Origin of the sequence: Kitasatospora sp. NPDC057904, from assembly GCF_042887925.1 — a bacterium.
Lineage (GTDB): Bacteria > Actinomycetota > Actinomycetes > Streptomycetales > Streptomycetaceae > Kitasatospora.
Genome location: NZ_JBHVOL010000046.1, coordinates 11,294 through 18,747, shown reverse-complemented (window position 1 = coordinate 18,747; position 7,454 = coordinate 11,294). Strand labels below are relative to the sequence as shown.

Here is a 7,454-nt window from a genome sequence, read left to right as displayed (position 1 = left end):
AAAACACCACACTCACAAGCTCGTTGACCTCATGCACACCATGCCAACGACAACCGTCACCCTTCGTTACCACCGAATACGGGCCAGAGCCGTTCAATGGACAGACCCGGCTTTCCTCGTGTTACTGACTTCGGCTCGTCAGGGTGAACCTTCGCGAAGTCCCTGATGAGTCTGGAGCCGTGGCTGTATCCGGTGGTGTGTGAGATATGCGGATGGGGGCGGGCTGACCGTCGCGGGACGGGCGCGCCGGGAAGTGGTACGGATCCAGGCGGCCGAGCTGTTCGAGCAGAGGGTCAAGCCGCCGGAGGTCGCGCGACGGTTGCGGGTGAGCCCGAAGTCGGCCTACCAGTGGCACCAGTTGTGGCGGGAGGGCGGGGTCGCGGCACTGGCCTCCCGCGGCCCGAGCGGATCGCGGTGCCGTCTATCCGCGAGCTGCCTGGAGAAACTGGCGCGTACCTGGATCAGGGCCCAGCCGCACACGGCTGGATCGAGGACCAGGTGTGGACCGCGGTGAGGGTGGCCACGCTGATCGGCCGGAAGTTCCACGTCTCCTACAGCATCTCGGGCGCCACGAGGCTGATGCACCGGCTCGGCTTCAGCCCGCAGGTCCCCGCGCGGCGGGTGGCCGAACGTGACGAGCAGGCCGTTGCCGCATGGAAGGAGGCGACCTGAGCGGAGGTAAAAGCGCTCGGGCGGCCTGCGGGGGCTACATCTGCTTCGAGGACGAGGCAGGCTTCACCCGTCGTCTGCCCAAAGGACTTACCTGGGGCCGGCGAGGCCGCACGCCGGTCGTGACCGTCAGCGGCAGACGCTCGGGACGCCTGTCCGTGGCCGGGATGATCGCCATGCGGCCCGGCTACCGTACCCGGCTGTGCCACCGCCTGCGCACCCACCCCGCGGGCAGAGGCAAGCGCCGCAGCATGGGCGAGCGCGACTTCATCGCACTGATCGACGGCGTCCACCAACTGGTCAAGGCGCCCATCGTGCTGGTCTGGGACCGCCTGAACACCCACATCTCACACGCCATGCGCGAGTTGATCGCCCAGCGTGCCTGGCTGACGGTGTTCCTCCTACCCGCCTACTCGCCCGACCTCAACCCCGTGGAATGGGTCTGGGCACACGTCAAGCGCAGCCTGGCCAACCTCGCCGTCATGGCCCGCGACCGACTCGAGGCCCTCGTCCGCAACCGGCTCAAACGCCTGCAGTACCGGCCTGACACCCTCGACGGCTTCATAGCCGGCACCGGCCTGATCCTCGACGCACCCGCGCCACCCTGACAAGCCGAAGTCAGTAGGCGCGGGCGGCCTGCTGGCCGCGGGCATTGCCGCTGGAGTGGACCAGGATCCTGCGCAGGGTGTGCACCGGGTCGCTCTTGCGCCGCCCGGGCAGGGCATGGGTGTCTTCCAACACGCGGTAGATCTCACGCCGGTCGGTGGGTTTGCCGCGTCCCGGTCCGGGACGTAGGCCACGACCTGCGCATCTTCGAGGTTCAAGGCGGTATAGACCTCGTCGGGGACCTTCGCGGCCGGGGCGGGGGCGATGAAGACGACCTTCGCGTCCAGCAGGGCGGTGACGTTGGAGTGGGACACGAGTTTGGAGTCGGCGATCAGCAGGAAGTCCCTGCGGTCGGCCATCTGGTGGTTCAGCAGCCAGAGTTCCATCGTGGGACTCCTGAGGTGGCCGTTGTCGTGTCAGCGGGGCAGGCGCTGCGGACGGTGCGCCAGAGAACGGGTGAGGCGGAGCCCGCCGCGAGACCCGTCGGCCTGTTGAGACCGGTCGGGCGCGTCCGCCCGCGGTGTGTGGTTCGGCCGACCACGGCATTTGTTGCACACGGCGAACGTACACGGGGCGCCGCCGGGCCGCCGCGCCTGATGCTCTGTCCGGAGCGGAGGACCCGGGGAAGGGAGACACAGGAGGAGGGGCGGCTTTGATCAGATGACCATCCACCTCCCCGTTTGCGCGGCCCGCCGCTGCCGGGGCTTCACCTGGCGGGTCGCGGCCAGGGGTTCGGGCGGCAGGTGGTGAGGCTGTGGAGCGGGTAGCCGGCGTGGAGCCTGTTGCGGGCGCCCAGGCCGCTGTGCACCTTCGGCGGGAGCGGGGAGTGGAATCCTCGCGGCGGTGCGGCAGGAAGCGTGCGCCCCAGTGGAACCTCCGGCGCAGCTTCCAGCAGACGGGCTCCGGGGTGTCCGCTGCAGATGGCCTCGGCCTATCCGCGCCGGCGGCGCATGCCGTGCCGTGGGCGACTCGCAGAACGTGCCCTCGACGCCGGCTTGGGCCGCCCAGCGCTTGTGTCGGGCCGGTCCTGCTGCATCGCGCGGTTTAGCGGCTGGAGGACGGCGAGGAACGGTTCTGGAACAACCGGACACACAGGACGAGATTGCCAGCTTTCACGCCATCATTCGGACGGTCTGCGGGGCAGCCGGTCACTACTTGGAGTGATGGGACCTTCGGCCTTTTGCCGCCGTTGGCTTGATGCAAGACGCTTGGGGGCATGAGAGCCCGCGACGTACTGATCGTGATGTTCGAGGGTGTCGTGGGCCTGGACGTCGCCGGCCCCCTGGAAGTGTTCACCGGCGCCAACGGCTACGCCACCCGGAGCCCGAACGCCTCACCCGACGGTCCCGTCTACCGGGTGCGCACCGCTAGTCCGGGCGGCGTTCCGGTACGCACAACCGGCGGGCTCCGGATCCACCCGGACACGGCCTTGGAGAACGCGCCGCCGCCGCACACCCTCGTCGTCCCAGGGCCGAGCATGGCTGCACTGGGCAACCTCGATCGGGACGTCGTTCAGTGGCTGCGCCTCCACGCAGGGGAGGCCCGCCGGATCACCTCGATCTGCTCGGGCGCATTCCTACTTGCCGAGGCCGGGCTGCTGCACGGCCGCACGGCCACGACTCACTGGGCCGTGGCCGAGGCCCTGTCCGCCGCTTACCCCGGTGTCACGGTCGACCCGACGCCCGTCTTCGTCCGGGACGGCAAAGTCTCCACCTCAGCCGGGGTCACCAGCGGCATCGACCTTGCCCTCGCCTTGGTCGAGGAGGACATCGGACCGGACGCTGCCCACGTCGTCGCGCGTTACCTGGTGGTCTTCCTGCGTCGTCAGTCCAATCAGCGCCAGCTCTCCACGCAGATGAAGGCGCAGGCCGCACACCGCACGTCCCTGCGCGACATCCAGCAATGGATCGCAGACCACCCCGACGCAGACCTCTCCGTCGAGGCGCTCGCCCGCCGGACAAGTTTGTCCCCACGCCATTTCACCCGGGCCTTCACCGAACAGACCGGAGTCTCCCCGGGCCGTTACGTCACGCAGACCCGCCTGGAGACCGCGCGGCGCCTCCTCGAGGACACGGAGGACGACATGGAACGTGTGGCGCGGGCAGCCGGCTACCACAGCTACGAGGCGATGCGACGCTCCTTCCAACGTGCCCTGGGCCTGGCACCCCAGCAGTACCGCCGACAGTCTTGACACGTACTCACCCCGGACGACGAAGGGAAACCGCCATGTCGAGAGGACCGGGCCTGGTAGGCATGCCCATGGACGACTGGAAGATCCGCACCCCGAGAGGGAAGGAGTACGCCTTCGACACCGCGGAGGAGGCGCGCGCCGCGCTCCCCGAGCACCACCATGGCAGCACCCTATGGATGCGCCGGGCTTACTGCGGACTCGCGAACACGACGACCGTGTCCCCGTGTGGCTGGCAGAAAGTCACCTGACGTCGTGGGCCCACGTCGGGGCCGGAGGGAGCGACCGTGACCCGCCTCCTGATCGCCGGCGACGAGTCACTCGTCCGCGGAAACCCCGGAAACGACCGGCACGTTCCAGCCGCACATGGATTTGGTGGCCCGGGCACAAGGCTGGCAGCGGGCCGTCGGCCTGAGCTGTGAACTGAGGGCGGACGTCGCCGTGTTGGACATGCCGCTTTCGTAGCGGTCCAGCGGCCCTACTTTCGGTGCAGCGTCACCCCGAGGCCCAGGCACTGTGGAGGCACGCCCTGCAGGTCTTGGAACTCGCCGTAGTTTAAGGTTCGATTTGTGTGACGGGGCGGGCGGCTCCCGTGCCCTCCCCGCGCAGTCGACGACGGCGCACGGACTCCTGGCGCATCCCGACCGGCTGGTAACCGACTCAACTTATATTTCCCCGAAGAGGCGACGATGCCGCCAAAGTTTACCGATATGTCTGCCAAGGCTCCTCAAGTTCCCTATGGCTCGGCGACAAGCTGCCCGCGGCGCATCGCGACGACCCCGGCGGTACCTGTCTTGTACTGGCCCGATCAAGCACCAGAGGTAAGACGTTATCGAGCTCGCGGTATCCCACGGCTTCTCGTTATCGGGCCTGATGCATTGCCGCCGTCGTCTGTCGACCCGCTGGAGGACTGGATACGGGTTCCGTGGGACGACGGCGAGCTTCGTATTCGGTGCGCGACCTTGCGCGCCAGAGCTCTGGCCGGCCTGCCGCTGGTCGACCGCGCCGGCATCGTCTACTTCAGGGGAAGGCAGCTCCCGCTGTCCGGCGGCGAGGCCGGTCTGCTGCGGCTGCTACTCGCCTCGTTCCAGTCCGTGGTGACCCGGGCAGAAATCACCGCGCACCTCTGGCCGGGCAATGAACAATGCCGTCGGAACGCCCTGGACATACGGGTGCTTCGAACGCGGCGACGGGTGGCACCTATGGGAATCCTGATCAAGACGGTGCGAGACAAGGGTTACCTGTTGGAGCTGAGTACAGGCATACCGCACCACTTCGCCCAATCCGTGGCGCCAGGAGCTCGACTCTGAAACGTGACGTATGCGGACCAGCACGATTGTGTGCAGTGCGCGGTTGGCCTGGCGGTCTCCACCACGGTCGAGTCGGTGGCGGTCTGTGCGGTCGGACGAGGCTGGCACGGGTGCGGCAGCGCACAAGCGGGCGAAGGATGCCTCTGAGGCGAGCCTGTCGGGGTTGTCGCTGGCGGTGACCAGCAGCTGCCCGGCGGTCTTGGTACGACACCCGGCACTGCGAGCAGGCCGGGTGCGGTGCGGGTGATCAAGACGCGCAGGTCGGCGTCCGCGTCGGCTATCTCCTCGCTCAGGTGCCGGTAGCGCTTGGCCAGACACTTGAGGGCTGAGCTTGCTCCGCTTTGACGGACACCGTCGGTGTGGCGGTCAGGCCGCCAGGACGGTTTCGTACTCGGCGGGACTGCGGTAGCCGAGGCTGCTGTGCAGCCTGCGTATGTTGTACCAGCCTTCGACCCACTCGAAGATCGCGGTCCGTGCCGCGGCCCGGCTGGGCCAGGGACGCTCGCCGAGCAACTCCCGTTTGAGAGTGGCGAAGAAGGACTCGGCGAGTGCGTTTCCCAGCACTGGTCGGCGGTGGCCCAGCCGACGACGCGGCGGGAGGCGATGTCGATTACGGTGGCCAGGTAGAGCCAGCCCTCGCCGGTGGGGATGTAGGTGATGTCGCCGCACCAGCGCGTATCGAGGCCGGCGGGGTCCGGTTCGAAGTCGTGCAGGACCAGGTTCGGACGGGTGGCGGCCTGCGGGTCGGGGATTGCGGTGCGCTGACGCCGTCTGCGGTGTCGGCCTGCAGCCCGGCCTGGCGCATCAGCCGTGCGATGCGTCGGCGGCCGCACCGCTGGCCGTTGCGCTGGAGGGCGGCACGGACGCGCGGGGCGCCGTAGCTGCCGCGCGAGGCGGCATAGACCTCGGTGATCTTCTCAGTGAGGTCCAGGTCGCGCACCGCGCGGGGACCAGGCACGGCGGTGCGGCGGGCGTAGAAGGCGGCTCGGGAGACCTTCGGCAGCTCACACGCCCGTTTGACGCTGTGGCCTGCCTGCTTCTCCGCCTCGATGAACGGGTGGACCGTCACCGGGTCTCCTGGGCGAAGAAAGCTGTCGCACGCTTGAGAATGTCGACGTCCTCGCGCAGGCGGCGGTTCTCCCGCCGTGCAGCTTCGTCGAAGACCCCGGCCTGCCAGCGATCCAGGCACCGCCGGCAGGCCTGCCCGGATCCGACCCCCAACTCCAGCGGCAGGAGTTGCCATGCGACGTCGTTGTGGAGGACGTACAGGATGCCCTGCGGACGCAGCCGGTCGTCCACCGGCCGTGGCCCCGGCGCCCGCTCGGGCCGGGGCGGCAACAGCGGCTTCACGAGTGCCCACACGTCATCGTCCATGATCCCACGGCCGAGTACTCACACACCGCGTCACACCAGTCACGCCTGACCAGCCCCAACACCCAAGATCCTGTCACGAGTTCCAAGTATTTGTTATCAGGGAACAAATACTCCTTTCCATCCCTAGATTGTGGGCTATAACAGATCCAGGAGCAGGTGAGCCTGGCGTCTCGCGATCCTGTTCATGCCAGTTCATGTTGCTATTGACGAGTTTCTTCACGCTACCTCCAGCGGTCCACTGTCGGTGGTGATACGCCAAGCAGCTCGGCAATGTCCTTGCGTCGACGTCCTTCGCTCGACCATAGCACGATCCGGCCTTGCGTAGCTATATCGGCAGGTATGTCGTGACTGTTCACCAACTGCCACAATGCGGCGGCCTGTTCCACGAAGAGCTCCGTGCCAAGCAACCCTGCCACGCAAGATCAAGTAACGCTGACGGAATCACGAGATAATGGAACCGGCAATACGGTCACGGTACTTCGAATAAGGAGATAATTGCATGACGAACGACATGTGGGGACGGAAAGTGGTGGCGGAACTCGATATCCCGCACGCCAGTGCGGGCAAATATAGCGCGTTCATCGAGTCCATCGTAACGCATGCAGGCAGCCCGATTTATGACACCATTCGACAAGCGCGAGCCACTCGCGCCAGTGAGACACCTGCAACTTTCGCTGTGCGACTCACGAGCGGCGAACGGCGCGTAGATATTCATATCAGGTACGATAATCTGTATCTCGTGGGATACAATCCCGTTGAGGAGCACCCCAGTACTCTCTATCTCCTCGAGGAGCGGGTGCTCCCCCCTTATAGGGGCCTGGATCCAACCATTCTAAGGATGGGCGTCGCATACCAAGACGTGGAACGCATTTCTGGGTATTCACGATCCGATATGGCGTTCAGTCGGGAAGATATGAGTTCTGCAGTTTCGGACCTGCTTGGCCAAAATGACCAAATCCGGGCGCGAGGTGTCCTGAGGTTGGCTCAGATGATTTCGGAGGCCACTCGATTCCGTCAGATTAGAGCAGCCATCACGGAAAACTGGATTGGGCAGGGTCGTCGCCTGCCGGCGAACCTAATCGACATCCAGAATAACTGGAGGGCCATATCGCAGGCATTTCATCGGGCCCTTAATGACGCTGCTCCCCGCCGTCAATCCCTGCCAGTGACTGTATCTGGGATCACCTTTAGTGGACTTCAGTCTTTCGTAGCGATCCTCGCCGTCGCGATGGCGGGCACGGGATCCGGACATTCTCGTCCTCGCCGCTCGCTCCTTGAGGGCCCGGATGGTGAGGACCTGCGGGACG

9 protein-coding genes and 4 pseudogenes are annotated in these 7,454 nt (G+C 66.4%); 6 read left to right on the top strand and 7 right to left on the bottom strand.

Annotated elements, in window-relative coordinates; genetic code table 11:
* Positions 1-262 precede the first annotated feature (262 nt).
* Positions 263-795, top strand: a pseudogene (locus tag ACFVSN_RS44380) (winged helix-turn-helix domain-containing protein).
* Positions 711-1,277, top strand: coding sequence for a transposase (locus ACFVSN_RS44375; RefSeq protein WP_387959219.1), 567 nt, complete (start codon positions 711-713; stop codon positions 1,275-1,277). Before ACFVSN_RS44380 ends, ACFVSN_RS44375 begins: the two are co-directional and overlap by 85 nt.
* Positions 1,278-1,287: 10 nt before the next feature.
* Here ACFVSN_RS44375 and ACFVSN_RS44370 read toward each other — a convergent pair whose 3' ends face one another.
* Positions 1,288-1,410 (bottom strand): hypothetical protein, encoded by a 123-nt coding sequence (locus ACFVSN_RS44370; protein WP_387603027.1) that lies wholly within the window; start codon positions 1,408-1,410, stop codon positions 1,288-1,290.
* Positions 1,411-2,491: 1,081 nt separating this feature from the next.
* Here ACFVSN_RS44370 and ACFVSN_RS44365 point away from each other — a divergent pair.
* From ACFVSN_RS44365 to ACFVSN_RS44355, 3 genes are all read left to right on the top strand, one after another.
* Complete coding sequence (locus ACFVSN_RS44365; RefSeq protein WP_387603030.1) at positions 2,492-3,466, top strand: GlxA family transcriptional regulator; 975 nt, start codon at positions 2,492-2,494, stop codon at positions 3,464-3,466.
* 68 nt (positions 3,467-3,534) lie between these two features.
* A complete protein-coding gene (locus ACFVSN_RS44360; RefSeq protein WP_387603033.1) occupies positions 3,535-3,714 on the top strand; it encodes a hypothetical protein in 180 nt (59 codons plus the stop codon).
* A gap of 459 nt (positions 3,715-4,173) precedes the next feature.
* Positions 4,174-4,773: a winged helix-turn-helix domain-containing protein gene (locus ACFVSN_RS44355; RefSeq protein ID WP_387959216.1), complete on the top strand. Its 600-nt coding sequence runs from the start codon at positions 4,174-4,176 to the stop codon at positions 4,771-4,773.
* A gap of 57 nt (positions 4,774-4,830) precedes the next feature.
* Here ACFVSN_RS44355 and ACFVSN_RS44350 read toward each other — a convergent pair.
* The 6 genes and pseudogenes from ACFVSN_RS44350 to ACFVSN_RS44325 form a co-directional block, all read right to left on the bottom strand.
* Positions 4,831-5,091 (bottom strand): annotated as a pseudogene (locus ACFVSN_RS44350) (hypothetical protein); the annotation flags it as partial.
* A gap of 48 nt (positions 5,092-5,139) precedes the next feature.
* Entirely contained in the window at positions 5,140-5,337 is a 198-nt protein-coding gene (locus tag ACFVSN_RS44345) for an integrase core domain-containing protein (RefSeq protein ID WP_387603039.1), read from the bottom strand.
* Positions 5,338-5,390: 53 nt separating this feature from the next.
* Positions 5,391-5,606 (bottom strand): annotated as a pseudogene (locus ACFVSN_RS44340) (IS3 family transposase); the annotation flags it as partial.
* A pseudogene (locus tag ACFVSN_RS44335) lies at positions 5,567-5,713 on the bottom strand (IS3 family transposase); the annotation flags it as partial. The pseudogenes ACFVSN_RS44340 and ACFVSN_RS44335, both read right to left, overlap by 40 nt.
* Before the next feature lie 125 nt (positions 5,714-5,838).
* The gene (locus ACFVSN_RS44330; protein ID WP_387603042.1) at positions 5,839-6,147 is read right to left on the bottom strand and encodes a transposase; all 309 of its coding nucleotides are present in this window, start codon (positions 6,145-6,147) and stop codon (positions 5,839-5,841) included.
* Between the two features lie 221 nt (positions 6,148-6,368).
* Positions 6,369-6,503, bottom strand: coding sequence for a helix-turn-helix domain-containing protein (locus ACFVSN_RS44325; protein ID WP_387959218.1), 135 nt, complete (start codon positions 6,501-6,503; stop codon positions 6,369-6,371).
* Between the two features lie 143 nt (positions 6,504-6,646).
* Here ACFVSN_RS44325 and ACFVSN_RS44320 point away from each other — a divergent pair.
* On the top strand, positions 6,647-7,454 hold an 808-nt coding region (locus ACFVSN_RS44320; RefSeq protein WP_387959214.1), incomplete at its 3' end, for a ribosome-inactivating family protein.

Coding starts and splice junctions, on each gene's coding strand:
- ACFVSN_RS44365 (WP_387603030.1), top strand. CDS start 2,492: ATGAGAGCCCGCGACGTACTGATCGTGATGTTCGAGGGTGTCGTGGGC.
- ACFVSN_RS44330 (WP_387603042.1), bottom strand. CDS start 6,147: ATGGACGATGACGTGTGGGCACTCGTGAAGCCGCTGTTGCCGCCCCGG.
- ACFVSN_RS44360 (WP_387603033.1), top strand. CDS start 3,535: ATGGACGACTGGAAGATCCGCACCCCGAGAGGGAAGGAGTACGCCTTC.
- ACFVSN_RS44355 (WP_387959216.1), top strand. CDS start 4,174: ATGTCTGCCAAGGCTCCTCAAGTTCCCTATGGCTCGGCGACAAGCTGC.